Origin of the sequence: Demequina sp. NBRC 110055 (assembly GCF_002090135.1) — a bacterium.
In the GTDB taxonomy this organism is placed as follows: Bacteria; Actinomycetota; Actinomycetes; order Actinomycetales; family Demequinaceae; genus Demequina.
Map to the genome: position 1 here is coordinate 19,558 of NZ_BBRL01000008.1, position 25,009 is coordinate 44,566.

23 protein-coding genes are annotated in these 25,009 nt (G+C 70.1%); 10 read left to right on the forward strand and 13 right to left on the reverse strand.

Annotated elements, in window-relative coordinates; genetic code table 11:
* Window positions 1–2 precede the first annotated feature (2 nt).
* From B7K24_RS09270 to B7K24_RS09295, 6 genes are all read right to left on the reverse strand, one after another.
* Window positions 3–1,412, reverse strand: a complete 1,410-nt coding sequence (locus tag B7K24_RS09270; protein ID WP_084130065.1) for an MFS transporter — start codon at window positions 1,410–1,412, stop codon at window positions 3–5.
* Window positions 1,413–1,720: 308 nt separating this feature from the next.
* Window positions 1,721–3,019 (reverse strand): glutamate-1-semialdehyde 2,1-aminomutase, encoded by a 1,299-nt coding sequence (gene hemL, locus B7K24_RS09275; protein ID WP_084130066.1) that lies wholly within the window; start codon window positions 3,017–3,019, stop codon window positions 1,721–1,723.
* A complete protein-coding gene (hemB, locus tag B7K24_RS09280) occupies window positions 3,016–3,951 on the reverse strand; it encodes a porphobilinogen synthase (protein ID WP_084130223.1) in 936 nt (311 codons plus the stop codon). Before hemB ends, hemL begins: the two co-directional genes overlap by 4 nt.
* 41 nt (window positions 3,952–3,992) lie before the next feature.
* Window positions 3,993–4,823 carry a uroporphyrinogen-III synthase gene (locus B7K24_RS09285; RefSeq protein ID WP_084130067.1) on the reverse strand — a complete coding sequence of 277 codons (831 nt, stop codon included), beginning with the start codon at window positions 4,821–4,823 and terminating at the stop codon, window positions 3,993–3,995.
* Window positions 4,820–5,740, reverse strand: a complete 921-nt coding sequence (gene hemC / locus B7K24_RS09290) for a hydroxymethylbilane synthase (protein WP_084130068.1) — start codon at window positions 5,738–5,740, stop codon at window positions 4,820–4,822. The genes B7K24_RS09285 and hemC overlap by 4 nt, the downstream gene beginning before the upstream one ends.
* A 54-nt stretch (window positions 5,741–5,794) precedes the next feature.
* Window positions 5,795–6,460, reverse strand: coding sequence for a copper resistance CopC family protein (locus B7K24_RS09295; RefSeq protein ID WP_159449206.1), 666 nt, complete (start codon window positions 6,458–6,460; stop codon window positions 5,795–5,797).
* A gap of 117 nt (window positions 6,461–6,577) precedes the next feature.
* On the opposite strand from B7K24_RS09295, the gene B7K24_RS09300 reads away from it, so the two are divergent.
* The 3 genes from B7K24_RS09300 to B7K24_RS09310 are packed head-to-tail and all read left to right on the forward strand — an operon-like array spanning window position 6,578 to window position 9,716.
* The gene (locus B7K24_RS09300) at window positions 6,578–7,738 is read left to right on the forward strand and encodes a glycosyltransferase family 1 protein (protein WP_084130070.1); all 1,161 of its coding nucleotides are present in this window, start codon (window positions 6,578–6,580) and stop codon (window positions 7,736–7,738) included.
* Entirely contained in the window at window positions 7,735–8,880 is a 1,146-nt protein-coding gene (locus B7K24_RS09305) for a glycosyltransferase (protein ID WP_084130071.1), read from the forward strand. The genes B7K24_RS09300 and B7K24_RS09305 overlap by 4 nt, the downstream gene beginning before the upstream one ends.
* On the forward strand, window positions 8,877–9,716 hold the full coding sequence (locus tag B7K24_RS09310) for a GDSL-type esterase/lipase family protein (RefSeq protein ID WP_159449207.1): 840 nt from the start codon (window positions 8,877–8,879) through the stop codon (window positions 9,714–9,716). Before B7K24_RS09305 ends, B7K24_RS09310 begins: the two co-directional genes overlap by 4 nt.
* On the opposite strand, the gene B7K24_RS09315 is transcribed toward B7K24_RS09310, so the two are convergent.
* From B7K24_RS09315 to B7K24_RS09325, 3 genes are all read right to left on the reverse strand, one after another.
* A complete protein-coding gene (locus tag B7K24_RS09315; protein WP_084130073.1) occupies window positions 9,713–10,300 on the reverse strand; it encodes a hypothetical protein in 588 nt (195 codons plus the stop codon). The two genes, B7K24_RS09310 and B7K24_RS09315, sit on opposite strands and share 4 nt — an antisense overlap.
* Before the next feature lie 325 nt (window positions 10,301–10,625).
* A complete protein-coding gene (locus tag B7K24_RS09320; protein ID WP_084130074.1) occupies window positions 10,626–11,207 on the reverse strand; it encodes a DoxX family membrane protein in 582 nt (193 codons plus the stop codon).
* A gap of 168 nt (window positions 11,208–11,375) precedes the next feature.
* A complete protein-coding gene (locus B7K24_RS09325) occupies window positions 11,376–11,984 on the reverse strand; it encodes a TetR/AcrR family transcriptional regulator (protein WP_234986653.1) in 609 nt (202 codons plus the stop codon).
* Window positions 11,985–12,056: 72 nt separating this feature from the next.
* Here B7K24_RS09325 and B7K24_RS09330 point away from each other — a divergent pair, with 72 nt between their 5' ends.
* Together B7K24_RS09330 and B7K24_RS09335 are read left to right on the forward strand one after the other, a co-directional pair.
* On the forward strand, window positions 12,057–14,312 hold the full coding sequence (locus B7K24_RS09330) for a glycoside hydrolase family 3 N-terminal domain-containing protein (RefSeq protein WP_234986654.1): 2,256 nt from the start codon (window positions 12,057–12,059) through the stop codon (window positions 14,310–14,312).
* A complete protein-coding gene (locus B7K24_RS09335; RefSeq protein ID WP_200808320.1) occupies window positions 14,309–15,547 on the forward strand; it encodes an MFS transporter in 1,239 nt (412 codons plus the stop codon). Before B7K24_RS09330 ends, B7K24_RS09335 begins: the two co-directional genes overlap by 4 nt.
* A gap of 201 nt (window positions 15,548–15,748) precedes the next feature.
* Here B7K24_RS09335 and B7K24_RS09340 read toward each other — a convergent pair whose 3' ends face one another.
* Entirely contained in the window at window positions 15,749–17,377 is a 1,629-nt protein-coding gene (locus B7K24_RS09340; RefSeq protein ID WP_084130076.1) for a SulP family inorganic anion transporter, read from the reverse strand.
* Window positions 17,374–17,703 carry a metalloregulator ArsR/SmtB family transcription factor gene (locus tag B7K24_RS09345; protein ID WP_084130077.1) on the reverse strand — a complete coding sequence of 110 codons (330 nt, stop codon included), beginning with the start codon at window positions 17,701–17,703 and terminating at the stop codon, window positions 17,374–17,376. Before B7K24_RS09345 ends, B7K24_RS09340 begins: the two co-directional genes overlap by 4 nt.
* Window positions 17,704–18,021: 318 nt before the next feature.
* Here B7K24_RS09345 and B7K24_RS09350 point away from each other — a divergent pair, with 318 nt between their 5' ends.
* The 5 genes from B7K24_RS09350 to B7K24_RS09370 all read left to right on the forward strand — a co-directional run bounded on the left by B7K24_RS09350 (window position 18,022) and on the right by B7K24_RS09370 (window position 21,747).
* Window positions 18,022–19,209: an LLM class flavin-dependent oxidoreductase gene (locus B7K24_RS09350; protein ID WP_084130078.1), complete on the forward strand. Its 1,188-nt coding sequence runs from the start codon at window positions 18,022–18,024 to the stop codon at window positions 19,207–19,209.
* Between the two features lie 7 nt (window positions 19,210–19,216).
* Window positions 19,217–19,702, forward strand: a complete 486-nt coding sequence (locus B7K24_RS09355; protein ID WP_084130079.1) for a MarR family winged helix-turn-helix transcriptional regulator — start codon at window positions 19,217–19,219, stop codon at window positions 19,700–19,702.
* A complete protein-coding gene (locus B7K24_RS09360; protein WP_084130080.1) occupies window positions 19,699–20,376 on the forward strand; it encodes a CE1759 family FMN reductase in 678 nt (225 codons plus the stop codon). Before B7K24_RS09355 ends, B7K24_RS09360 begins: the two co-directional genes overlap by 4 nt.
* A gap of 130 nt (window positions 20,377–20,506) precedes the next feature.
* On the forward strand, window positions 20,507–20,812 hold the full coding sequence (locus B7K24_RS09365) for a GNAT family N-acetyltransferase (RefSeq protein ID WP_084130081.1): 306 nt from the start codon (window positions 20,507–20,509) through the stop codon (window positions 20,810–20,812).
* Window positions 20,809–21,747, forward strand: a complete 939-nt coding sequence (locus B7K24_RS09370; protein ID WP_084130082.1) for a pirin family protein — start codon at window positions 20,809–20,811, stop codon at window positions 21,745–21,747. The genes B7K24_RS09365 and B7K24_RS09370 overlap by 4 nt, the downstream gene beginning before the upstream one ends.
* Before the next feature lie 3 nt (window positions 21,748–21,750).
* Here the strand turns inward: B7K24_RS09370 and B7K24_RS09375 are convergent, their stop codons facing one another.
* Window positions 21,751–23,064, reverse strand: coding sequence for a glycoside hydrolase family 43 protein (locus B7K24_RS09375; RefSeq protein WP_200808321.1), 1,314 nt, complete (start codon window positions 23,062–23,064; stop codon window positions 21,751–21,753).
* Window positions 23,061–25,004 (reverse strand): family 43 glycosylhydrolase, encoded by a 1,944-nt coding sequence (locus B7K24_RS09380; protein WP_084130083.1) that lies wholly within the window; start codon window positions 25,002–25,004, stop codon window positions 23,061–23,063. The genes B7K24_RS09375 and B7K24_RS09380 overlap by 4 nt, the downstream gene beginning before the upstream one ends.
* Between the last annotated feature and the right edge of the window lie 5 nt (window positions 25,005–25,009).

The window sequence follows — 25,009 nt, forward strand, 5'->3', positions numbered from 1 at the left end:
GTTCAGACTCCCTGCATCCGCGCGCCCTTGCGCAGGTAGAACACCCACGTGAGCGCGGCCATGACGAGGAAGACGCCGATGTAGATCTGGAGGGCGGGGACGATGGAGCCCTCGAAGGCCTCGCGCGACCACTTGTAGACGAAGGGGATCGCGAAGCCGCCGAAGGCACCCACAGCGGAGATGATGCCGACGGCTCCCGCGCTTTGACGCTTGAAGTCGAGGTTTGACTCCTCGGAGCCATCACCCTTGTCGTCACGAAGGCGGTTGAAGATCGACGGGATCATCCGGTACGTCGAGCCGTTGCCGAGCCCGGTGATGAGGAACAGCGCCATAAAACTCACGAAGAACAGCGGCAGGTTCTCGCCCTGCACTCCCTGGACGGCGCTCCAGCCGGCGACGGCCATGAGGACGAACGCCGCAACCGTGATGATCGAGCCGCCGAAGCGGTCGGCAAGCTTGCCGCCGTAGGGGCGGGCGAGCGAGCCGAGCAGCGCGCCGAGGAAGCCCCACGCCAGCGCGATGTCGGCGCGGTCGAACACCACCGTGAGGAGCGTGGGGAACGCGGCCGAGTAGCCGATGAAGGAGCCGAAGGTGCCGACGTACAGGAAGGACATCAGCCACGTGTGGCCGTGGCGCAGCGAGCGCACCGTCGGCTTGGGGTCGGCCTTCGCCTCGCGCAGGTTGTCCATGAAGACGAAGGCGAGGACGGCGGCGATGACGGCGAGCGGCAAGTACACCAGGCCCGCCATCGCGAGCCCGATGCCGCCGATGCCGATGACGATCGGCACCAGCTTCTGGGCCACGGCGACGCCGATGTTGCCGCCCGCGGCGTTGAGCCCGAGTGCCCAGCCCTTGGCCTTGTCCGGGTAGAAGAAGGTGATGTTCGACATCGACGAGGCGAAGTTGCCGCCGCCGAAGCCCGCGGTCGCGGCGATCGCGACAAGGATGCCGAAGGATGTGTCGGGCCGGCCCACCACCCACGCGAGGCCCGCGGTGGGGATGATCAGCAGCAGCGCCGAGATCACCGTCCAGTTGCGACCACCGAAGATCGGCACCGCGAAGGTGTACGGGATGCGCAGGAAGGCGCCGACTCCAGAGGCGACCGCGAGGAGCGTCAGGCCCTGCTCGGCGGTCAGCGCCCAGCCATTGGCGCCGGTCGCGACGAGGTTGCCGGCGTCATCGAACGTGCCGTACATGCGCACGACGACGATGGACCACAGCATCCAGATGGAGAAGCCGATGTGCTCGGCCACGATAGAGAAGATGAGGTTGCGGAAGGCGATCGCCTTGCCCTTGGCCTCCCAGAAGACGTCGTCCTCCGGGGTCCAGCGCTCGATCCATCGGCCCTTGCCGATGATTCCGGGCTCGACGGATGCGGATGCTGTCTGGTCCTGCCGGTCCTGAACAGTCATGACCCCTCCCCAGGGTTCCTTGAGTGATGGATGTCCGGGCCTTCGTCGGCTCCGATCGCCCCGCATCGGCGATCTTTCGGACATTCATCACAATAGGGAGGGGATGTTTCACCGCCGGTCGGCTTGTGTGAAACGTGGAGAAACTCTTCCTCACCTCACGGGAGGGGCCGGTGTGAGGTGAGGTCGCGGGGCCGGTGCGCGGGCAGCTCGGCCCGCCCGATGCCCACCCGCGTCCTACGAGCCACTCAGTGTCCGGATTCCGCGAAAAGCGGGCACTGAACGACTCCTGCGGCGCAGGCCGGAAAGGCTTAGCGCCGGTTCGCCCAGGCGCTGGCCGCGGCGATGATCGCGTCGACGTCGGCCTCGGTGTGTTCGTTCGACAGGAACCACGTCTCGAAAGCGCTCGGCGGCAGGTAGACGCCGGCGTCGTGCATCCCGTGGAAGAACGATGCGAACGCCGCGGTGTCCTGCGCCGCCGCCTGCTCAAACGTCACCGGCGGCTCCGAGAGACCCAGGAAGAACGAGAACAACGTGCCCGCGCGACCCACGGCGTGCGCGACTCCCGCGGCCTCGAACGCGCCGGACACACCAGCAATAAGCCTGTCCCCCAGCGCGCTCAGGTGTGTGTACACGTCGTCGGTGAGCAGGCGCATGGTGACGAGGCCAGCCGCCACCGCGACCGGGTTACCCGACAGGGTGCCCGCCTGGTACACCGGCCCGAGCGGAGCGAGCTGCTCCATCAGGTCCGCGCGGCCACCGAGCGCAGCGACGGGCATGCCGCCGCCAATGACCTTGCCGAAGGTCACGAGATCGGGCTGCCACGGCTCCAGGCCCGCGGCAAGGTCCGCGTCGCGCTCCACACCCCAGTACCCGGCGGGCCCGGCACGGAAGCCGGTCAAAACCTCGTCGACGATGAACACGGCGCCCTCGTTGCGGCACAGGGTCGCGATGAGGCGGTTGAAGCCGCGCGGCGGTGCGACGGTGCCCATGTTGGCGGGAGCGGCCTCGGTGATGACCGCGGCGATCGACTGGCCATGCTCGGCGAAGGCGGCGGTGAGCGCGTCCTCGTCGCCGTAGGGCAGCACCAGGGTGTCGACGGCGGCGCCCTTGGTGACGCCCGCCGAGTCCGGCACCCCCGCCGTGGCAAGTCCCGAGCCCGCGGCCACCAGCAGCGAGTCGGAGTGACCGTGGTAGCAGCCGGCGAACTTGACGATGACGTCGCGACCGGTCGCGCCGCGAGCGAGGCGGATCGCGGTCATGGTCGCCTCGGTGCCGGTGGAGACCAGGCGCACGCGCTCGGCGGGTGCGTAGCGGCCGCGGATCTCCTCGGCGAGCTCCACCTCGTGCTCGGTGGTGGCGCCGAACGAGAGCCCGCGCGCGGCGGCCTCCTGGACCGCCTGCACCACGGTGGGGTGGGCGTGGCCCAGGATGGCGGGGCCCCAGGAGCCGACCAGGTCGATGTACTCGCGGCCGTCGGCATCCGTGACGTGAGCGCCGCGAGCCGAAGCGATCGGCACGGGCTCGCCGCCCACGCCGTTCCAGGCGCGCACGGGCGAGTTCACGCCGCCGGGCAGGATGGCCGCGGCGCGGTCGCTACGGATACTCACATGTCCTCCTTGAGCCAGCCGGCGACCTCGAGGGCCGCGTAGGTCAGCACGATGTCGGCTCCGGCGCGCACGATCGACGTCACGGCCTCGAGGTGTGCGACGCGCCGGTCGATCCAGCCGCGCTCGGCGGCCGCCTCGATCTGCGCGTACTCCCCCGACACGTGATACGCGGCGACGGGAACGGCCGATGCCGCGGCGACGTCCGCGAGCACGTCAAGGTACGGCAGGGCCGGCTTCACCATGACGATGTCGGCGCCCTCCGCCTCGTCGAGCGTCGACTCCACAAGTCCCTCACGCCGGTTGGCCGGGTCCATCTGGTAGGCCTTGCGGTCCCCGACGAGCTCGGACTCGACCGCGTCGCGGAAGGGCCCGTAGGCCGCGGACGCATACTTGGCGCTGTAGGCCAGGATGCTCGTGGACGTGAAGCCCTCGGCGTCCAGGGCCGCCCGGATGACGGCCGTCTGGCCGTCCATCATGCCGCTGGGCGCGACCACATCGGCGCCCGCGCGCGCCTGCGATACCGCCATCACGGCGTAGACCTCGTTGGTCGCGTCGTTGTCCACCGTGCCGTCCGCGGCGAGCACACCGCAGTGGCCGTGGTCGGTGAACTCGTCCAGGCACAGGTCCGCCATGACGACCACGCGACCCTGGGCGGCCTCGGCGGCGCGCGCGATCGCACGATTCAGAATGCCGTCGGCGGCACACGCGGCGGTGCCGGTCGCGTCGCGCGCCTCGGGGATCGCGAACAGCATCACGGCGCCGATGCCCGCCTCGGCGGCCGCGTCGATCACCCCAGGAAGCGCGTCGAGCGAGTGCTGCTGCACGCCCGGCAGCGACTCGATGTCGCGCGAGTCCTCGAGGCCCTCGCGCACGAACACGGGCAACACCAGCTGCGCGGGGTGGACCCGCGTCTCGCGCACCAGGCGGCGCATCGCGGGGGTGGTGCGCAGGCGGCGCGGGCGGCGCGTGAGGCTCACTGGTGTTCCTCCTGGGCGACCTCGTCGCCCGGCTCAGGCACGGCATCGGCCGTCTGAGAAGGCCCTTCGAGGGCCTCGATGAGCCCCGCGAGAATGCCGTCGTAGGACGGCGCCTGGGAGGTAGCGGCGATCGACAGGCCCGCCCCGCGCGCGGCGGCGGCGGTCATGTCGCCGATCGCGATCAGCATGACGTCGGACGAGATGTCGGGCACGGTCGCGGCGAGGCGCTCGGCGACGGAGCCGGAGGTGAGCAGGACCGCATCGATGGTGCCGTCGGCGAGCATCTGGCGCACGTCGGGGTCGGGGCCGTCGCCATCGACCGTGCGGTAGGCCTCGACGACGTCGACGGTCCAGCCCTTGCGGGCCAGCCCGCGCTCGAGCACCGGGGACGCGAGATTACCGAGCGGGGCGAGCACCTTGCCGGAGCCCTCGGGGAACTCGGCGACTATGCCGCGCGCGTTCTGCTTGTCGGTCGGCACCAGAGTGATCTCGAGGCCGAGGTCGGCGCACACCGACCGCGTCGCCTCCCCCACGGTCGTCACCTTCGCCTCGGGCTGGGCATTGCTCAGCGAGGTGCCGCGCCTGCGAGCGATACGGTCCATGGCGAGCACCGCGTTGCGGCTCGTGACGGCCATCCAGTCGTAGTCGCCGGCGCACCACGCGAGCACGGCCTCCTCGAGCCGCTCGGGCTCGGACGACTCGGCGATCGCGATGAACTCGACCTCCTCGACGATCGCGCCGGCGGCGGCGAGGCGCTCGGCAAGATGGCGACGCTCGGCGGTCACCGGAACCAGCAGGCGCTTGCCCTCCAGGATCGACAGGTTCACTTGGTGCCTCCCATCAGGCGCGCGGCGCCACGGCCGAGCAGGGTGTGTCCGGTGGAGCGTCCGAGTGCCGCGGCCTGTGCGGCCGGTCCGGACGTGGTCTCGTTGAGAGCGAGGGTGCCTGCGGTGTTCACGACACGGGCGCGCAGGGTGAGGGTGCCGTCCACCACGGTGGCGTAGGCCGCGACCGGTGCGGCGCAGCCCGCCTCGAGGATCTGCAGCATGGTGCGCTCCGCGGTCACGGCCGCGCGAGTGGCGAAGTCGTCGAGCGAGCGCAGCACGTCCGCCCACGCGGGGTCGGCGTCGGGGCGGATCTCGACGCCCAACGCTCCCTGGCCGGGGGCGGGCACCATCGCCTGGGGATCCAACAGCTCGGTCGCGTCGTCCAGGCGACCCAGGCGCGACAAACCAGCCGCCGCGAGGACAACGGCGTCGAAACCGTCGTGGAGTTTGCCCAGGCGCGTGCCGACGTTGCCGCGGATGCCCTCGACCACGAGGTCGGGTCGGAGCGCCAGCACCTGGGCCCCACGGCGGGGCGATCCGGTGCCCACGCGCGCACCAGCGGGCAGTTCCTCAAGTGTGGCCCCGAGCGTGCACAGCGCGTCGCGCACATCCTCTCGCTCCGGCACGGCGGCCAGGTCGAGCTCAGGATGAGGCTCGACGGGCATGTCCTTGAGCGAGTGGACGATCAGGTCGCATTCGTCGGCAAGCAGGGCATCGCGCAGGGCGTTGACGAAGACACCGGTCTGGCTCAGCCCCACGAGCGAGGCACGATTGACGTCGCCCTCGGACGTGATGTGGACCAGCTCGACCTCGAGATCGATCCCCCGCTCGGACGCCGCACGCTCCAGATCGCGCGCGACCATGCCCGACTGGGTGGTGGCGAGCTCGGAGGCCCGCGTCCCGAGGCGAAGCTTCATGGGTTCAACTCTTTCACAGGTGGTGGGGGCCGATGCCGGCCGTGGGTGTCCGCCCTACGCGTCAGTGGGGCGGCGGCGCACCGCCATGGCGATGGCCGATGCCGCACCGCCGATCACGACGGCGCCCACCACCCACCACAGCCAGGCGGGGTTGTCGGCGTCCGAGCCGGCCGCGGCGGAGGCGCTGGGGCTGGGCGACGGCGTGGCCGATGACGACACGGTCGACCCCGCGGACGGCGCGGCGGTGGGCTCGTCGCTGGGCGAATCCGTGGGCGACGGCAAGGGAACGGCCGAGGCGGACGCCGAGGGGCTGACGCTCGGAGCGGGGACGGTACCGTCCTCAGGGGCAAACGTGAAGTCGATGACCCCCTCGATGGGGTGCCCATCCTCAGCGACCACGCGCCACACGAGTTGCGCCGGACCGGGTGCGAGATCCGACTCCACCGCGGCCGCGACGGTGTCCTCCGCCGGGAAAGTGGGGTCGAGCGCGGTTGTCGTGCCCTCGGCGTCGACCAGGCTGAGCTCCGTGCCGATGTCGAGCAGGCTGCTGGTGAACTGCAGCGACACCTCGTCGAGCGTGGCGACGCTGTCGCCCTCCGCGGGGGTCGACGAACGTAGGTCGGTGTGGGCGTGCGCGGCGGTGGCGGGCACGACCGCGAACACGATGGCGATCGCCGCGGCGAGGGCGAGGGACAAGCGGAAGCGAGCGGCGACAGGCATGGTCGCCATTGTCCCACGCTCCCTCGCCCCCCCCTTCACGGTCCGGCCACCCAAGGTTCACCCGTGTTTTGCCTGGACTTCGCCCGGGCGGCGCCGCGCCATGGCCACCATGGACACGTGAGAGTCGCGCTGGTTGCCGAGTCCTTCCTGCCGCACGCGAATGGGGTCACCCACTCGCTGATGCGGGTCATCGAACACCTCACCGCGCACGGCCACGAGGCGTTGGTCATCACCCCGGATCCGCGCGGCGGCCACGGCCCCGTCCGCTACGGGGTTGCTCCCGTGGTGCGACTGCCGTCGGTGGGGTGGCCGGGCTACCCGGAGGTCCGCGTCTCGGTCGCGACGGTGGGCCGCGTCACACGACTCCTCGAGGACTTCGCGCCGGACGTCGTGCATCTCGCCTCTCCCCTCATGCTCGGCTGGACCGCCGTGAGGGCGGCCGATGCCTTGGGTCTGCCGAGCGTCGCGATCTACCAGACCGAGGTGCCCAGCTATGCGGCGCGCTATCGGGCTCCCTGGGGCGAGCAGATCCTGTGGAACCGGGTGCGGGACCTTCATCGCCTCGCCGACCTGACGCTCGTGCCGTCGACGCATGCGCACGAGCAGTTGGCGGCTCACGGAGTGCCGCGCCTGCGCCGGTGGGGCCGCGGAGTCGACACGCGCCGCTTCGACCCACGCAGGCGCGACGACGCGTTGCGTGCACGGTGGGCACCACGCGGCGAACGCATCGTGGGCTACGTGGGACGGCTCGCACCCGAGAAGCGGGTGGAGCATCTCGCGCAGTTGGCGGCGGTCGACCATGCCCGCCTCGTCATCGTCGGTGACGGGCCCAGCCGCGCCGCACTTGAGCAGGCCGTGCCCGACGCCGTCTTCACGGGGTTCCTGGGCGGCGACGCCCTGGCCACGGCGATGGCATCGTTCGACGCCTTCGTGCACTGCGGCGATCTCGAGACGTTTTGCCAGACCATTCAGGAGGCACACGCGTCGGGCGTGCCGGTCGTGGCGCCACGGCGCGGCGGCCCCATCGACCTGGTCGACGAGGGCGTGACCGGCTACCTCTATGACCCGGCACAGCCTCAGAAACTCGTCGCGCACGTGCGGGCTATCGTCGCTGACGACGAGTGGCGCGACCGCGCCGGCGCACACGCCCGCGACGCGGTCCGCGAGCGCACCTGGGACCGGGTGTGTGCCCAGCTGCTGAACTATTACGACGAGGCCATCGCGGCCCGGCGCGGCGCACCCGGTCCCGGGATCACCGCGGTGAGGGCACCCGCATGAGGATCGCGCACGTCGCCAACTTCTATGGCCCTCGCTCCGGCGGTTTGCGCACCGCGATGCATGCCCTCGGCGCCGGATATCGAGCCCGCGGCCACGACGTGGCGCTGGTGGTCCCCGGTCCGCGCGACGCCCGCGAGTCCACGCCGTGGGGGACGCGCATCACGGTGGCGTCCCCGGTGGTGCCCCGCACGGGCGGCTATCGCGCCATCGTGAGGCCCGCCCGGGTGCGTGCCGTGCTCACCGCGTTCGCTCCCGATGTCATCGAGGTCTCCGACCGCACCACCCTGCGCTGGGTCGGCCCGTGGGCGCGCGGGCGGTCCATCCCGACCACCTTCTTCGCCCACGAACGCGCCGACGGCGTGCTGCGTGCGAACCTGCCGCATACCTGGGCCGCGTCGCCGTGGCTGCGCGCCGCGATCGACCGCCACAACGCGGCGACCCATGCCGCGTTCGACACCGTGGTGTGTACCACCGACTTCGCCGCTGGGGAGTTCACCCGGCTGGGCCTCGCCACCACCACGGTGCCCCTCGGCGTCGATCTCTCACGCTTCCATCCCTCTCGCCGCGACGGCGCGCTGCGGACCCTCATCGCGGCGCCCGACGAAGCCGTACTCGTCCTTGCCTCGCGACTGTCGCCGGAGAAGCGACCCGACCTGGCGATCGATGCCGTCCGGGTCCTAACCGCGGCGGGCGTGAGGGTGCGCCTCGTGTGCGCTGGCTCGGGCGTCATGGAGGCGTCACTGCGCCAGCGCGCCACCGGGCTGCCGGTCGAATTCCTCGGCTTCGTCGATAACGCCGAGCGATTTGCCGCACTGCTGGCCAGTGCCGATGCCGTCCTCGCCCCTGGACCCATCGAGACGTTCGGCCTGGCCGCCCTGGAGGCGCTCGCGTCCGGCACTCCGGTGATCGCGCATGCGGAGTCGGCCCTGCCGGAGGTCATCGGCGCCGGCGGCGTCGCGTCACGCGGCACCGCCGGAGATATCGCGGCCGCGGTACGGACGATGCTCGCGAGGGACCCCACCGCGCGCCGCGCGGCCGCTCGCGCGCGTGCCGAATCCCTACCCTGGAGCCGCACCGTCGATCGACTCGAGGAGCTCCACCAGGACTCCGTCGTGGGGACGCGGGTTGTGGAGGCGGCGTGACCGGCCCACGGGTCGTCGCCATCGGAGACTCGATCACGCTGGGCGTGGGCGACGGGCTCGAGGAGGCCTGGGGGCGTGTGGGATGGGCCGCGCACGTCGCGCATGCGACCGGCGCCTCGGAGTTTCTCAACCTCGCTGCGAATGGGACGAGGGCGCGCGACCTTGCCACCCAGGTTCCTGACGCCCTCGCGGCACGGCCCGACATCGTGCTGTGCACCGTCGGCGGCAACGACGCACTACGCGGCGACTTCGATGCCGCCGAGGTCGAAAGATGCACCCAGGACGCGCTGAACCGGCTGGCCTATCCCGGGCGCACAGTGGTCATCGCCACCATCGACCGCATCGGCCTCTTCGACCTGCTCCCTGGCGCCATCGCGACAGTGATGGCACGCCGGGCGGGCGCCGTGAACGAGGCGCTGCGCGCCGCGGCTCGCGCCACCTCGGCCACGCTGCTCGACGGGTCGGTCATCTTCGACGCCGTCGGTTCACATGCGTGGCACATCGACCGCATCCACCCGTCACCCTGCGGCCACCGCGCGCTCGCGGCCGCGGCGCTGCCTCCTCTCGCCCCTGCCTGGCCGCAGCGACGGGTCATCGCACCCGCGGCCCATCCCCCGGGCCTGCCCTCTCGCGTGTGGTGGCTCGCGCGACGCGGCGCGCCCTGGGCCGTGAGGCGCAGTCGGGACCTGCTCCCTCAGGTCATCGGCGTCGTCGCCGCCGAACTGAGGAAGGCCCCGGCGACAGCGGCGACCACGGCATCGACCCCTCGCCCACACACCACAACGGCGGGGCGACCCGAGGGCCACCCCGCCGTCCGCGGGTCGTCGTTGACCTAGATCAGCCAGCGGTTCTTCTTCACGATGTCGAGGCGCTTCCACCACGATCCGAGGCCGATGGCCTGGTAGCGAACCTCAAGCAGCACGGCGGCCCAGACGGCGATGATCATGATGATGTGGTCATCGAGGAAGGGGTTCGTCGACAGCGGGATCTGGGTGGTGTACATCATGAGCAGCATCGCCGAGGCCGAGATGGCGCCGATACGGGTGCCAATGCCGAGCATGAGCGCCAGACCGACACCCAACAGGCCGAGCATGAACGGGATGTCCGTCCAGGCCTGACCACCCAGGTTGACGTAGAAGTCATTGAAGGGGCTCTGCGAGTTGCCGCCATAGACCAGGTATCCCTCGGTGATGCGCGAGCCGTGGATCCACGCGCTGTCGCAGAAGGCGTCGATGGTGAATGAGCCATCCTCGGCGGTGGTGCGGCACGTTGAGAAGCCCAGTCCAAAGGTCTTGTCGAGGAAGGCCCACAGGAAGTAGAACCCGATCGCAAGGCGCGAGATCGACAGGAAGACCCAGCCGGCCTTCGAGCCGACCGGACCCGCGACGGTGGTCTCGGCGGGGACTGTTGCAGTGGACATGGCGTTCTCTCCTTGTGGGCTGTGATGTCCGAATGATTGAGGCTTCCCGGGTGGGCTTTGCCTCACCTCAAACGTAGCCACAGATGACCCCTCCGATGCCACAAAATCCCAGGTTGATTGACGTTCGAGAGCGTTTTCCATAACGCTCGTGACAAGGGCACTTTTGGGACCTTGTTCTCACGTTTTTCGCCACTTTCGCCGAGCCTCGAGGCAACGACACCGTCGCAACCGGGTAGGACCTTCGGCCCGATGGGGTGCGCGTCCCGGACATGCCAACGGCGGAGCGGCCGTGTGGCCACCCCGCCGTCCGCGGGAGTAGAGATCCCTAGATGAGCCAGCGCTGCTGCTGCACCACGTCGAGGCGCTTCCACCACTCGCCCAGGCCCACTGCCTGATAGCGGACCTCCAGGAGGACAGCCGCGATGATGGCGACGATCATGATGATGTGGTCGTCGACGAACGGGTTGGTGGTGTTGCCACCCTCGCCCGGCCACGAGTGCGAAATCCACATCATCGCGAGCATGATGACCGCGGAGACCATGCCGACGCGCGTGCCGATGCCAAGCATGAGGGCCAGGCCGATGCCGCACAGGCCGATCATGAACGGCCAGTCGGTCCACGCCTGGGTGCCGAGGTCGGCAAAGAAGTCGGCGAACGGACCGCTCGATGAGCCGAGGTAGCCCTCGGTGATGCGCGCGCCGCTGAGCCAGGCACGGTCACACATGACCTCTACGGAACCGTCCTCCTGACGGCACGTCGAGAATCCCAGGCCGAACAGCTTGTCAATGAAGGCCCAGAAAAAGTAAAAGCCGATCACGATGCGCGTGATCGACAGAAAGATCCAGCCGGCGCGGGAGCCGACTGGTCCCGGCGCCGCGGCGTCGGTGGGGACGGGTGTTGCGGACATGGCGATCCCTCCTGATGCGCTTGCAGTCCTTCACTGTGAGGCGTCCGAGGCGTCTCATTCATAAAGTAGCGCTCAGCCCCGCTCGGCGCGCGGTGAAAGTGCAGGTCCTTGCCACGTTGTCACATCAGTCACAGGCGCCCCGGCGTCGACGGAAGGCGCGACCGACTGCTACATATCGCGGATCAGCGAAGCGAAGTGGTCACGCATGGCGTCCCCCATCGACATGTCCGTCGATCCGAGCAGCCACTGCACCTGCAGGCCATCCATGACGGCAACGGACCGCACGGCGGCGGATGCGGGATCGACCCCCTCGCGCAAGGCGCCGTCGGCCGCAACCTTCTCGAGCGCCTCGGTCAGCCGTGCCACGAGCGAGCGATACCTGTCGATAAAGAACCCATGAGCGGGGTGGTCGGGCGCGGTGGCCTCTGCCGACACGGCAGCAAACAGCTCGACGACACCGCGGTGGGACTCGTTGCGGTAGGCCGAGGCGATGAGGTTCTCGATTGCCAGCATGCCGTCCTCGCCGCGCACCGGGGTGAGCTCGCCGTCCACCTGATCGCGCCGCTCGAGCACCGCCATGAGCAGGGCTTCCTTGGTCGGGAAGTGATAGAGCAGGCCCGGATGCGACATGTCCGCGCGCTGCGCGATGTCGCGTAGCGAACTGCCGCGATAGCCCACCTCGGCGAAGTGGTCACGTGCCACATCAAGCAGATGGGCCTTGGTCGCCCGCCCGCGGGCGTATGTACGATCCTGACCGGCGGTCGATTCCTGGCTCACGTGCCTTAACTTACCACACGGTAGAAATTGCGTTACTGTAGGCCGCATCGGCCCTATCGAAAGGATTCGTGCGTGACCACCGCCGCTTACCTCGACCCCTCCCTCACGACCCCTGAGCGCGTCGCCGACCTCCTCGGTCGCATGACGCTGCAGGAGAAGGTGGGACAGATGATCCAGATGCACACCTACGACGGTGTGCCGCATCTCATCGACGAGATGCACGTCGGCTCGATCCTGCACGCCTCTCCCGAGCGCCTGGCCGAGGCCCACGCGCTGAACTCCCGCACGCGCCTCGCGATCCCGCTCCTGATCGGCGAGGACTGCATCCACGGCCACTCGTTCTTCGAGGGCGCCGAGATCTACCCCACCCAGCTCGGCATGGCAGCATCGTTCGACGCCAACCTCCTGGAGCGGGTCGCGCGGGCGACGGCCGTCGAGGTCGCCGCGACCGGCATCCACTGGACCTTCTCGCCCGTGCTGTGCATCGCACGCGATCTTCGCTGGGGCCGCGTGTCCGAGACCTTCGGGGAGGACCCCTACCTGCTGGGCGAGCTGGGTGCCGCCATGGTGCGCGGCTACCAGGGCGACGGCCTCGAGGACCCGACCGCCATCCTCGCCACCTCCAAGCACTTCGCCGGCTACTCCGAAACCCAGGGTGGACGCGACGCCTCCGAGGCCGACATTTCCCGCCGCAAGCTGCGCTCGTGGTACCTGCCCGCCTTCGAGCGCGTGGCACGCGAGGGCTCGGCCACCTTCATGCTGGGATACCAGGCCACCGACGGCGTGCCGATCACCATCAACACGTGGCTGCTGAACGACGTGCTGCGCGGAGAGTGGGGCTACACCGGCACGCTCATCACCGACTGGGACAACGTCGGCAACCTCGTGCGCGAGCAGCGCCTCTTCCCCGACTATGCCCAGGCATCGGCCGCCGCGGTCAACGCCGGCAACGACATGATCATGACGACGCCCGCGTTCTTCCAGGGCGCCCAGGATGCGGTGGCTCAGGGGCTGCTCGACGAGGCACGCATCGACGAGGCCGTCTCCCGCATCCTCACGCTGAAGTTCGACCTGGGCCTGTTCGAGGACCCCCGCCTGCCCGACGTCGAGCGCCAGCGCGAGGTCATCGCCTCCCCCGCGCACCGCGACCTCAACCTCGAGGTCGCGCGCCGGTCGCTGGTGCTCCTCGAGAACGACGGCACGCTTCCCCTGGCCGCGGAGCGCCCGCTGCGCCTCGCGGTCGTGGGCCCCAACGCCGACGATCCGCACACCACACTGGGCGACTGGGCCGGCGCCTCGGGCCAGGCCGACTGGCTCATGCAGGGTCACCCACGAGACATGATCACGACGGTCCTCGACGGCGTGCGTGCCGTGGCACCTGCCGGCTCTGAGGTGACCTACGCGCGTGGCGCCGAGATCATCACCACGGGCCCCGACCCCAAGGGTGCCTTCTTCCCCGACGGGCAGCCGCGCCCCCACATCGCGTTCCCCGTGGAGCCCGACCAGGCGATGATCGACGAGGCCGTCGCTGCCGCGCGCGGGGCCGATGCCGTGGTCGCCGTCCTCGGAGACCGCATCGAGCTCGTCGGCGAGGGTAAGTCGACCGCGACGCTCGAGCTGCTGGGCGGTCAGGTGGCCCTGCTCGACGCGCTCGTCGAGACCGACACCCCCGTGGTGCTCGTGGTGCTCGCCTCCAAGCCGCACGTGCTGCCACCCTCCGCCGCCAAGGCATCGGCCATCATCTGGGCGGCGAACCCGGGCATGGCAGGCGGCCGTGCGATTGGCGAGTTGCTGCTCGGGGCGATCGAACCCAGCGGACGCCTGCCGATTTCCTGGCCGCGGCACGTGGGCCAGCAGCCCACGTTCTACAACCAGATCGACGCCCAGCATGGCTACCGCTATGCCGACCTCACCCAGGAGCCCCAGTGGGTGTTCGGCGACGGACTGTCGTATTCGTCCGTCGAGTACGGCGAGGTCGACCTCGAGTCGGCGTCGGTCGCCATGGACGGCACTGTGCGCGCCACCGTCACTGTCACCAACACCGGCGGACGCCCCGTGCTCGAGACGGTGCAGGCGTACGTGCGCGACGACGTCACGTCCGCCACGTGGGCCGACCGCGAACTGAAGGCGGTGACGCACGTAGCGCTTGAGCCTGGAACATCGGCCTCCGTGACTGTCGAGGTGGCCGCGAGCGCGTGCTCGATCGTCAATGCCACCGGCGAACGCGTGGTCGAGCCCGGCGAGTTCACGCTGCTGGTGGGGCCGTCCTCGCGCCTGGCCGACCTGCACTCCGCCGCGTTCACGATCACCGGCGAGGAGTCGGCGTGACGTCGTCCCCCCTCGCCCCCGTGGCGCCGCACCTGCGGCGCGCTCGCGTGGGCGTCGCCCTGATCTTCTTCACGAACGGCATCGTGCTGGGCGGCTTTGCCCCGCGCGTGCCGGAGATCAGGGCCACCCTCGGCATCTCCTACGGAACGCTCGGCGTGGCGATGGCGATGTGGTCCATCGGCGCGCTTGCCTTGGGCCTGTTTGCGGCCGCGCTGATCCGCCGCTTCGGCTCGGGGAAGGTGGCGACGCTGACCATGCTCGCCTCGGCGGGTGCGATGCTCGCCGCGGGTGTAGCACCGAACGTGTGGCTGTTTGGCGCGGCGCTGTTCCTGGTCGGCGTGACGGACGCGTGGGTCGACGTCGCCCAGAACGCGCACGGCCTGCAGGTGCAGAAGCTGTACAAGCGATCGATCCTCAACGCGTTCCACGGGCTGTGGTCCATCGGAGCGGTCACGGGTGGCCTGATCGGCGGACTCTTCGCCGGCCTGGGATGGGCCGTGCCATGGCAGTTCGCGCTGTCACTCGTCATCGTCATCATCGTCAACCTCGTGGCGTACCCGATGCTGCTCAAGAAGGACGTGGCTGGTGAGGGCGATGTCGATGAGGCCGCGGCCGAGTCCGCCGTGCCGCAGCACACGCCGCTGCGCAAGATCCCGGTGCGCACCTGGGGCGTGCTCCTGGCGCTCACCATCATCGCCATCGGCGGCGGCTGGGCCGAGGACGCCGCGGCAACCTGGTCGGCCTCCTACATGCAGGACCAGCTCCTGGCCGGCGCGGGCCTCGCCGCCTTCGCTTTCATCGCCATGCAGGGCTGCCAGTTTGTCGGCCGCATGCTCGGCGACGGCATGGTGGACCGCTGGGGTCAACGCGCCGTCGCGCGCTTCGGCGGCATGCTGGTGGCGCTCGGCATGGGACTCGCCCTTGCCTTCCCGTCGCCGTGGGGCACCATCGCCGGATTCGGCGCGGCCGGCTTTGGCGTCGCCACCCTCATCCCCGGCGCGATGCACGCCGCGGACGAGATCCCGGGCCTGCGTGAAGGCACCGGCCTGACGATCCTGTCGTGGTTGCTGCGGCTGGCGTTCTTGATGTCGCCGCCCGTCGTGGGGTGGATCGCGGACGCCACCTCGCTGCGTGTGGGCCTCTCGCTCGTGCCCGTCTTCGGGGTGCTCGTGGTGCTGCTGGCTGGCGTCATGGCGCCGCGCAAGGCACGGCGTACGGAAGTCTCCACCTCGTAGCTCGCTCTCCCGCGCACCCGCTCGGGGCGCTCACCGAGGCCCGGCCTGCCGCGCTCTCCAGCCCGCAAAGAATTCCTTGAGGCTGTGATGGTCACTCGGCCCAGAGGTGACACTCTCGGCCTCCACGGAGTCGCCAGCGTGGGTCGCAAGCGTGGGTCGCAAGCGTGGGTCGCAAGCGTGCTGGGCGATCGTCGCGCGCCTCTACCGTCCCGCGACCACCTCGCGCCCACGCGCGACGGCGGCGTCGAGGTCCGCAATGAGATGCGCCTGGTCGGTCAGGGCGGCGATCGCGCCGGCGTGCTGGAGCAGCGGGAGGTGGCGAGGCTGCACGCCCTTGATCAGCACGGTCACTCCCCGCTGCTCAAGCGAGCCGACCACCTCACCCAGCACCTGAGCGCCCGTCGCATCGAGGAGATCGAGTTGCGACATGCGCAGGATGACCACCTCGACGTGGTCGATCCTGGCGACCCGCTCGAGAACCCGATCGGCGGCGCCGAAGAACAGCGCACCGTCGAGCCTCAGGAGCGCGATGCGTTCGTCGCCCTCGACCGCAGCGCCCGGGAGCTCCTCACGGTGCACGCCGGCGGCGTTGGCGACCGAGCGCAGCGCGAGCACCGCAGCCACGGCGACACCGATCACGATGGCATAGATGAGGTCCACGCTCACGGTCACGACGGCGGTAAGGACAAACAGGATGGCGTCGCCGCGGGAGGTCCTCACCACGGAGCGCACGATCGCGGGCCGCACCATCGTGACAGCCGTCACCATCAAGACGCCCGCGAGGGCCGCAAGCGGCACCCGTCCCACGACGGAAGCGGCGACCAGCACAATCACGAGCAGGATCAGCGCGTGGACGATCGCCGCCACACGCGTGCGCGCACCCGCCTTCACGTTCACGGCCGTGCGGGCGATGGCACCGGTCGCGGGCATGCCGCCGAACAGGCCCGATGCTACGGAGGCCAACCCCTGACCCACGAGTTCGCGATCGGCGTCGTATCCATCCACGCCCGGGTACGTGCTCGCCACCCGCGCCGACAGGAGCGACTCGATCGCGGCGAGAGCCGCGACGGCGACGGCCGGGCCCGCAAGGGCGACCACGGCATCGGCCGTCACGACGGGCAGCTGCGGCGCGGGCAGGCCTGCGGGAAGCTCGCCGATGGCGGGCACCTCCCACGCCAACGCGGCCACTGCACCCGTTGCCAGCACGATCGCGACGATCGCTCCCGGCACTGCGCGCGTCACGCGCGGCCACACCACCATGACCGTCGCCACGCTCGCCGCGAGGACGAGGGGGCGCCACGCGGTCGAGAAGTCAACACCGACGACGGCATCGACGGCCGCACGCCAGGCCTTGGCCCCGTGCGCCGACGCCTCGACGCCGAGCGCGGCTGGCACTTGCTGCAAGAAGATGATGATCGCGATACCCACCGTGAAGCCCTCGATCACTGGCCAGGGAATGAGGCCGACCAGCCGTCCCAGCCGCGCCGCGCCAGCAGCGAGCACCAGGACACCCGCCATCACGGTGACGAGCGCGAGAGCCTCGAGTCCGCGCTCGGCCAGGATGGGCGCAAGAACGACGACCATCGCGCCCGTCGGCCCGGAAACCTGGACGGACGACCCGCCCCAGATAGCCGCGACGACACCGGCGACGATCGCCGTGACGAGGCCCGCCTCGGCACCCGCACCGGAACTGACGCCGAAGGCAAGCGCCAGCGGCAGCGCCACGACGCCTACGGACAGCCCCGCGAGCGCGTCGACCCTCCACGATCGCGCTAGGCCCACATAGTCACGTCGACCCGGCAGCAGGGCGCGCCAGGAAGCTACCGTCATGCCGAGACCTCGGCGAGCCGGCCACGCTCGTCGATCACGTCCCGCAGCAGCACGCGGGCGGCAGCGAGAAGCCCGGCGACCGAAGGGTGCGCGAGGCGATACGACACCGAACTACCCGAGCGCTCGGACACCACCAGCCCATAGCCGCGCAGGACTCGCAGGTGCTGCGACAGGTGCGACGCCTCGAGTCCCGTGTGCTCGAGCAAGTCCGCGACGGTGCGCGCGTCAGCCTCGGCGAGTAGCTCGAGCACGCGGATACGAAGCGGGTGCGCAAGCCCCTTGAAGAGGTCCGCCTTGATCTCGTTGAGCGGAGCGGAGTGGGGCATGGACACATCCCAGGTCGGAGGGGTCGACTCAGCGTCTATTTGATGAATTCATCATGCCATCATCTTGGCCCATCGACACGCTCGCTCTCGCCGCGCGGGATCACCGCGTATCGAAGTGACGGTGATCTGGCCGACACGCCGGCGCACACCCACCATCGCCGGAGTGTCGCCGCGATGACCGTCACTTCGTGACGCCGCCGTGGGCGCGGGAGCGCGCGGCGCACACCCCGCGGGAATGATCCGCCGCCCCTGGCGTTATTACATGCAAACGCATATATTAGGACGCAGGTCCTAGCCTTCATACCCCAGGAGCACACCATGCAGTTCGGCATCATGTCCGTCTCGGACATCACCCGCGACCCCGTCAACGACTACACCCCCTCCGAGGCCGAGCGCATCCGCGACCTGGTCCGGATCTCCAAGAAGACCGAAGAGGTAGGCCTCGACGTTGTCGCCGTGGGCGAGCACCACAACCCCCCGTTCTTCTCCTCCTCCCCCACCACGTTGCTGGCGAACATCGCCGCGCAGACCGAGCGCCTCACGGTGACGACGAGCACCACGCTCATCACGACCAATGACCCGGTCCGCATCGCCGAGGAGTACGCGATGCTGCAACACCTGTCGGGCGGCCGCATGGACCTCATGCTGGGCCGCGGCAACACGGGTCCCGTCTACCCGTGGTTCGGCCAGGACATCCGCCAGGGCCTGCCGCTCGCGCTCGAGAACTACAACCTGCTGCACCGCCTGTGGCGCGAGGACGTCGTGGACTGGGAGGGCTCGTTCCGCACCCCGCTGCAGGGCTTCACCTCCACCCCGCGCCCCCTCGACGACGTCCCGCCGTTCGTGTGGCACGGCTCGATCCGCACCCCAGAGATCGCGGAGCAGGCCGCCTACTACGGCAACGGCTTCTTCGCGAACCACATCTTCTGGCCCAAGGAGCACACCAAGCGCATGGTGCAGTTCTACCGCCAGCGCTTCGAGCACTACGGCCACGGGACCGCCAAGCAGGCGATCGTGGGCCTCGGCGGCCAGACCTTCATCGGCAAGACCAGCCAGGAGGCGCGCGACCGCTTCCGCCCGTACTTCGACAACGCGCCCGTGTACGGGCACGGGCCGTCGCTTGAGGACTTCTCGACGATGACCCCGCTGGCGGTCGGCTCCGTCCAGGAGGTCATCGACAAGATCATGGGCTTCCGCGAATACGTGGGCGACTACCAGCGCCAGCTCTTCCTCATCGACCACGCCGGCCTTCCCACCGACATGGTGCTCGAGCAGCTCGACCTGCTCGGCGGCGAGGTGGTCCCCGTGCTGCGCAAGGAGCTCGAGTCCAAGCGCGACCCCGAGGTGGCGGCCAACCCGCCCAGCCACGCCGACCTGGTCAAGGCCAAGTACGGCGACGCCGAGCCGCGCCAGCCGCGCCCCAACGCCAACCGCGGCGACAACGTCACCGGAGCCAGCCCGTACCAGGACTCCGAAGGTGCCGAAGCCGTCTACCCGGTGCTGTGAGGCGACCATGACCGCCAGCCCGGCCACGGCATCGGCCCCCAGGACTCGCACCCGGCTCGCCAACGAGTCCTGGGAGGCGGCCCTGCGCGCCCACGCCGTCCTCATGCGCCGCTTCGCGGAGCAGGACGTCTGGGAGGGCCTGTCCATGCGCGAGTACGACGTGCTCTACACGCTCGCGAAGGCGGACCATCCGCTTCGCCTGCGCGACCTGGGTGAGGGCGTGCTGCTGAGCCAGCCCGCCCTGTCCAGGCTGGTCGACCGCCTGGTGCAGCGGGGCCTCGTGTTCCGCTGCACCAACCCCGACGACGCCCGCGCCCACCAGCTCTCGCTGACCGACGAGGGCGCCGCCCTCCAGCGCACCGTGGGCCGCGCGCACGGTACCGCCGTCGCCGAGGCCGTCACCGCGGCCCTCACCGACGACGAGATGCGACTCCTCGAGTCCCTCTCCCGCAAGCTCGCCAGTCCCCCGCCACTCGTGAAGGAGCAGTCATGACCCACGACCCGTTCCGCCTTGTCGTCGTCTCCGCCGGCGCCTCGGACCCCTCCTCGACCCACCTCCTCGCCGACCGCACCGCCCAGCGTGCCGTGGCGCTCGCCCGCGAGCACGGCCGCGACGTCCAGCTGAGCGTCATCCAGGTCCGCGAGCTGCTGCCCGAACTCCCCCAGGCCCTGTCCAGCCAGTTCATGGGCCCCAAGTTCCGCGCCGCGATCGACACCCTCGTGGCCGCCGACGGCATCATCGCCGCGGCGCCCGTGTACAAGGCCGGCGCCTCCGCGGCGTTCACGGGCTTCTTCCAGGTCCTCGACAACGACCTGCTCATCGGCAAGCCCGTCATCCTCGCCGCCACCGCGGGCACCTCGCGCCACGCCCTCGTGGTGGACGAGGAGATGCGCTCGCTCTTCGCGTATCTGCGCACCCTGCCCGTCCCGACCGGGCTGTTTGCCGCCCCCGAGGACTTCTCCTCGACCGCGCTGACGCAGCGCATCGACCGTGCCGCCAAAGAATTGGTGCTGCTCATGGAGTCCGGCTTTGCCCGCTCCGTGCGCGAGGACTCGTGGGGCTCGTACCAGCACGAGTATGGCTCGGCAGGCGGCACGGAGGTGGGCGTCAACTTCGACACCGATCTGATGCGCCTGGCCACCGGCGGCTCGCACCGCCCCTCGTAAGAGGCGGATGGCCGATGGCGTGGCGGGCCGGGAGTGCCCGCCCTCTCCTCGGCGTTACCCCTGGCAATCCCGTCGACGTCTAGCGGATAGCGACGAGGATCGTCGATACTGACCCACACGAGAGGACACCATGACCGACTCGCACGACATCCAGGTTTCCAGGGACGATGCTGCCCATCGCTACACGGTGAGCGTCGCCGGCGAGGATGCTGGGTTCATCGACTACATCGAGGGAGACGGCACCCTTGCGATGACCCATACCGAGGTCTTCGAGCGCTTCCAGGGCACCGCGACCGCACGCACCCTGGCCGGCGAGGCCCTCGCGGATGTCGCCGAGCGCGGCCTCGCCGTCATTCCGCTGTGCCCCTACATCGCCCGCTACCTTGACCGCCACGAGGTCGACGGGCTCGAGGTCATCCACCCCGAGCGCTCATGAACCGGCCGGGGCCGCGCCTGATCGCGCTCGAGGCCCGCGAGGTGCCGCTGGGCGGCCTTCGCGACATGAGCGTCCAACGCGTGCTGCCCTCGCGAGACCTGCCGACCATCGGCGCGTGGTGCTTCCTCGATCGCTTTGGACCGCAGCGCGTGACCATGCGCGTGGAGCCTCACCCGCACACGGGTCTGCAGACCGTGACGTGGCCGCTGACAGGCCGCATCCGCCATCGTGACACGCTGGGCTCCGACGTCATCCTCGACGTGGGCCAACTCAACCTCATGACCGCCGGCGACGGCGTGGCGCATTCCGAGTACTCACTGGGCGCCGACGACGACCTCCTCGACGCTCTCCAACTGTGGATCGCGCTGCCGGACGGCGCCAGGACCGGCTCCGCGGGTTTCGAGAGCCACGTCACGTTGCCCGTCGTGACGGTGCCTGCGGTGCGGGGCGCCGATGCGACGGCCACCGTGGTGATGGGTGGTTTCGCGGGCGTGTGGTCACCGGCGACCACCTACTCGCCGCTGGTCGGCGCGCAAGTATTTCTCCCTGCCGGTTCCGTCGTCGACCTGCCCCTCGACCCCGCCTGGGAGCACGGGTTGGTCCAGGTGCTCGGCGATGTGACAGTCGAGGACGGCGCGGTCCCCCTGCCCCAGCGCGGGCTGATCTATCTCGGCGACGGACGTGCCAGCGTGCGCGTGGCCACCGAGACCGACGCCACCGTCTTCGTTCTGGGCGGCGAGCCCTTCGGCGAGGACCTCGTGATGTGGTGGAACTTCATCGGACGCACTCACGAGGAAATCGTGGAGGCGCGCGAGGACTGGGAGGCGCGCTCGGAGCGCTTTGGAACGGTCGCCGGGCACGGGGATGTGCGCATCCCCGCTCCCCCGCTTCCGGGAGTGCGTCTCACCCCTCGACGCCGCCGCGCCTGGAACTGAGCTCTACTCGACGGTGAGCGACGCCGTGAGTTCGATCGCCGTCGCCGAGCGCGGAGCCTTCCCCGGCGCATCCCAGGCGCGCGACCCGTCGGCCGCGACCCAGTCGTTGGCGTTGCTTCCAAGGGCGCCGCGCAGGACACCGGCCACTCGATGCTCGCCGGCGACCGATGTGTCGAGATCGTCGAGGTCCCAGTCGATCGCGAACGCGGCCGTGCCGCCGCCGTGGAGCGTCGCCTCGGCGGTCGCGGGAAGGGCCGCGAGCACCGCGGCGCGGTCCGCACTCGCGGCAACCACGGCATCGGCGACATGCGAGCGGACGGGGGCCGCCGCATCGGCCGCGCGCAAGGCGTCGTACCGCGACCGGGTCAGGGGGATGACCCCGCCATGCTTGGTGGCGCGGGCAAGGTCAAAGGCGGAGTCGTCGACGTAGGCCCATGGCTCCGGCGCGTCGAGGTCCGTCGCGATCATGGGCCGGTAGCCGACGTCGGGGATGACGTCCACGAGCAGGTACCAGCGGTCCTCGTCGCGCACGCGGAACATGGCGGGGCCCTCGACGAGACCGGGGTCGCCGCCGGAGTACGCGGCGCCGATGTGGGTCTGCGTCTGAGTCCACACGGCCTCGGGTAGCCACCAGCGGGCGTCGTCCGAGTGCTCCATGAAGAGCCCCCGCGCCGTGCCGTTGTCCTTCGTCACCCGGTAGGTGCGGGCACCGCGACGGATCATGGTGGTGTCGATGACGTCGCCGGGCGCGTCGATGAGCACACCGCCGGTCACCCAGCCTGCCTGTGTGAAGTCCCTGGTGGCACCCCACAGGATGCGCTGACGGCCGTCGGCTCCCGAGGACGCCCAGTAGACGACGAATGCCCCGCCGGCCTCGTCGTAGTCGTCCACCCACAGCGCCTCGGGCGCCCACATCATGCCCATGTGCGGCGCGTCGGGAGCGGGCGAACCGTCCGGGCCGCATGCCACGTCGATCTGGCGCTGCGGACCCCAGTGGATGAGGTCGTCGGACTCCCACACGTTCATCGTGGTCGCGTAGTCGGTGGCCCAGGCCTGCCAGCCGGCGTCATCGGCACCGAACACCCTGAGGTCCGTCGCGATCAGGTAGTACCGCCCGGAGTCGGGGCGGTGCAGCAGGTACGGGTCACGCACGCCGGTGGTGCCCAGATGCGAGGCGAGGATGGGCTCGCCGCCGTTCAGCCGGTCCCACGCGGTGGGGTCGTCGCCTCGCGATAGGGAAAAATGCACCTTCTCGCGATACCCGTGCGGGTCCTCGACGAAATGGACCATCAGGTAGCCGTAAGGTTCGTCGCTCATGCGCGTGCCTCCACCCTCACGCGCACCGCAACTTCCCGAAATTCCGGGGCCAACTCCTCCCCGGTCTCCATGTCGAGCCGCGGCAGGCCGTCGGCGGCCCAGTGGACCCGGCGCACGAAGGTGTCGCGCCCCGTGAGGCCAAGGTGATCGGTGCGGGCGTGGAACACGTACAACTGATTGCCGTCCTCGTCCCAGGACCACATGCCGTGACCCGTGCCCAGCTGGTATTCGCCGTTGTAGGGGCCCGACTTCTGTAGCGGCCTGTTCAGTCGGGTCCAGGCGGTGGGGTCGGTGAGGTCCGCGCCCGACTCGGCGATCGCGAGACCCGTCGTGTACCTGTCGCCCACGGTCGAGCCCGAGTAGAGCATGAACACGCGCCCGTCGCGGATGTGCAGGTTGGGGCCCTCGGCGATGGTGTTGTCCCACGCGTAGACGGGCGCGAGGATGCGCACGGGTTCGCTGGTCAGGCGGGTCGGCTCGGCGGGATCCATGGTCGCGATGAAGATCGATCCAAGCATCTGCCAGGCATAATAATGCGTGCCGGCGTCCTCGAGGTAGGTCATGTCGAGCGAGATCCCGGCGCGGTCATTCAAGGCCGAGCCGTCGGCACGCGTCACATGCTGAGCCGCGGTCCAACTCGCGGGGTCGGTGGGGTCGAGATGGCGACCCTCGGCGTCGCGGCGCAGTTGGATGATGCTCGCGCGGCCGGTCCACATGTTGGTGCGGCCGTCCTCACCGTCGTAGGACGGCATGAACAGGATGGACAGCTCGCCACCAATCTCGTGAATCTCGGGCGCCCAGAAGCACCCGGTCATGACGCCGCCGTGAGCGTCGACGTCGCCGGCGACCAACACGTCGCGCTCGAGGGCCGCACCACCGTGCGGGTCCGCGAGGGCCTCGATCGAGTCGGCCATGCGGATCGGCATGCCGATGGGCCCGCCGTCGTTCGCGATGGGGTCGAGGTTGAGGTCCTTGGTCGCGATGGACAGGAACACCCGGCGCCCGTTGTAGTCGAACGGGACGATGCTTGGGTCGGCTCGCTCATCGGCAAACGGCGTGGGGTAGACCGGCTGACGCATGGTGCCGGTGATCAGGTACTCACCCGGCGCCGACGTGTCGAGCGTCGCGATCGCGCCCTCGTCCCACGCGATCGCGAGCGAGCCGGTCGAGCCGTCCGAGTACGTCAGTCCACGGCGGGCCGGCAGGTCCGCGGCGCTCAGCGTCGCGCCGACGCTCACCACGACGTCGGGGAGGTTGGCGGCGCCGGTGTTCACCACGGGCCCCAGGCGCTCACGAAGCGAGGCGGCGAGCGCCGCCGGGATCGCGATCGTGTTTCCCGAGCGCAGGTTAGGGATGGCCGATGCGAGGGTTGAGTCCGCGTCCACCTCACCGTCGATCGGGACGTCGCCTTGCACGGGCTCGCTCACGGCGGCGTCGGTCGCGAAGCGGTCCAGGCGCGCGTGCCACGCGGCACCGGTGTCGTCGTGCCAGCGCAGCACGTAGCCCTCGCCCGCACCACTAAGCGCGGGCGAGCCGACGCCGTGCGTGACGCCCAGATCGAGCAGACCCAGTTCGGTGTAGGTGACGAAGTCCTCGGTGCGCAGCAGCAGCACCGACGATGCGCGGCTGCCGTCGTCGCCGCCACCGCGCGCGGTGCGGGTCGCGACGATGCCGTAGCCGCCATCGCGCAGGACGGCGACGTGCGGGTCCATGAGGCCGCGCAGGTCGGGGTCGAAGGTGCCGTCGGGACCGGGCGTCTGGGCAACGCCGGCGAAGCACACGCCGTAGTTGTCGAACAGCGGCACGCCGTCGAGCGCGAGGTGGACGCTGAGCGCAATGTCGGCGTTGTTCGCGTCGGCCTCGGAGGTCGGCACCCGGTCATAGGCGATCAGCGTCACCATGGCGTCGCTCGCATCTTCTACATCGTTGTAATCAAGCACGGGAC

Bases quoted from the DNA above. Each gene is read 5' to 3' on its own strand.
- B7K24_RS09315 (WP_084130073.1), bottom strand. From the start codon at position 10,300: ATGTCCACTGCAACAGTCCCCGCCGAGACCACCGTCGCGGGTCCGGTC.
- B7K24_RS09365 (WP_084130081.1), top strand. From the start codon at position 20,507: ATGACCGACTCGCACGACATCCAGGTTTCCAGGGACGATGCTGCCCAT.
- B7K24_RS09305 (WP_084130071.1), top strand. From the start codon at position 7,735: ATGAGGATCGCGCACGTCGCCAACTTCTATGGCCCTCGCTCCGGCGGT.
- B7K24_RS09370 (WP_084130082.1), top strand. From the start codon at position 20,809: ATGAACCGGCCGGGGCCGCGCCTGATCGCGCTCGAGGCCCGCGAGGTG.
- B7K24_RS09270 (WP_084130065.1), bottom strand. From the start codon at position 1,412: ATGACTGTTCAGGACCGGCAGGACCAGACAGCATCCGCATCCGTCGAG.
- B7K24_RS09350 (WP_084130078.1), top strand. From the start codon at position 18,022: ATGCAGTTCGGCATCATGTCCGTCTCGGACATCACCCGCGACCCCGTC.
- B7K24_RS09375 (WP_200808321.1), bottom strand. From the start codon at position 23,064: ATGAGCGACGAACCTTACGGCTACCTGATGGTCCATTTCGTCGAGGAC.
- B7K24_RS09345 (WP_084130077.1), bottom strand. From the start codon at position 17,703: ATGCCCCACTCCGCTCCGCTCAACGAGATCAAGGCGGACCTCTTCAAG.
- hemB (WP_084130223.1), bottom strand. From the start codon at position 3,951: ATGCGCCGCCTGGTGCGCGAGACGCGGGTCCACCCCGCGCAGCTGGTG.
- B7K24_RS09360 (WP_084130080.1), top strand. From the start codon at position 19,699: ATGACCCACGACCCGTTCCGCCTTGTCGTCGTCTCCGCCGGCGCCTCG.
- hemC (WP_084130068.1), bottom strand. From the start codon at position 5,740: ATGAAGCTTCGCCTCGGGACGCGGGCCTCCGAGCTCGCCACCACCCAG.
- B7K24_RS09320 (WP_084130074.1), bottom strand. From the start codon at position 11,207: ATGTCCGCAACACCCGTCCCCACCGACGCCGCGGCGCCGGGACCAGTC.
- B7K24_RS09295 (WP_159449206.1), bottom strand. From the start codon at position 6,460: ATGCCTGTCGCCGCTCGCTTCCGCTTGTCCCTCGCCCTCGCCGCGGCG.
- B7K24_RS09340 (WP_084130076.1), bottom strand. From the start codon at position 17,377: ATGACGGTAGCTTCCTGGCGCGCCCTGCTGCCGGGTCGACGTGACTAT.
- B7K24_RS09355 (WP_084130079.1), top strand. From the start codon at position 19,217: ATGACCGCCAGCCCGGCCACGGCATCGGCCCCCAGGACTCGCACCCGG.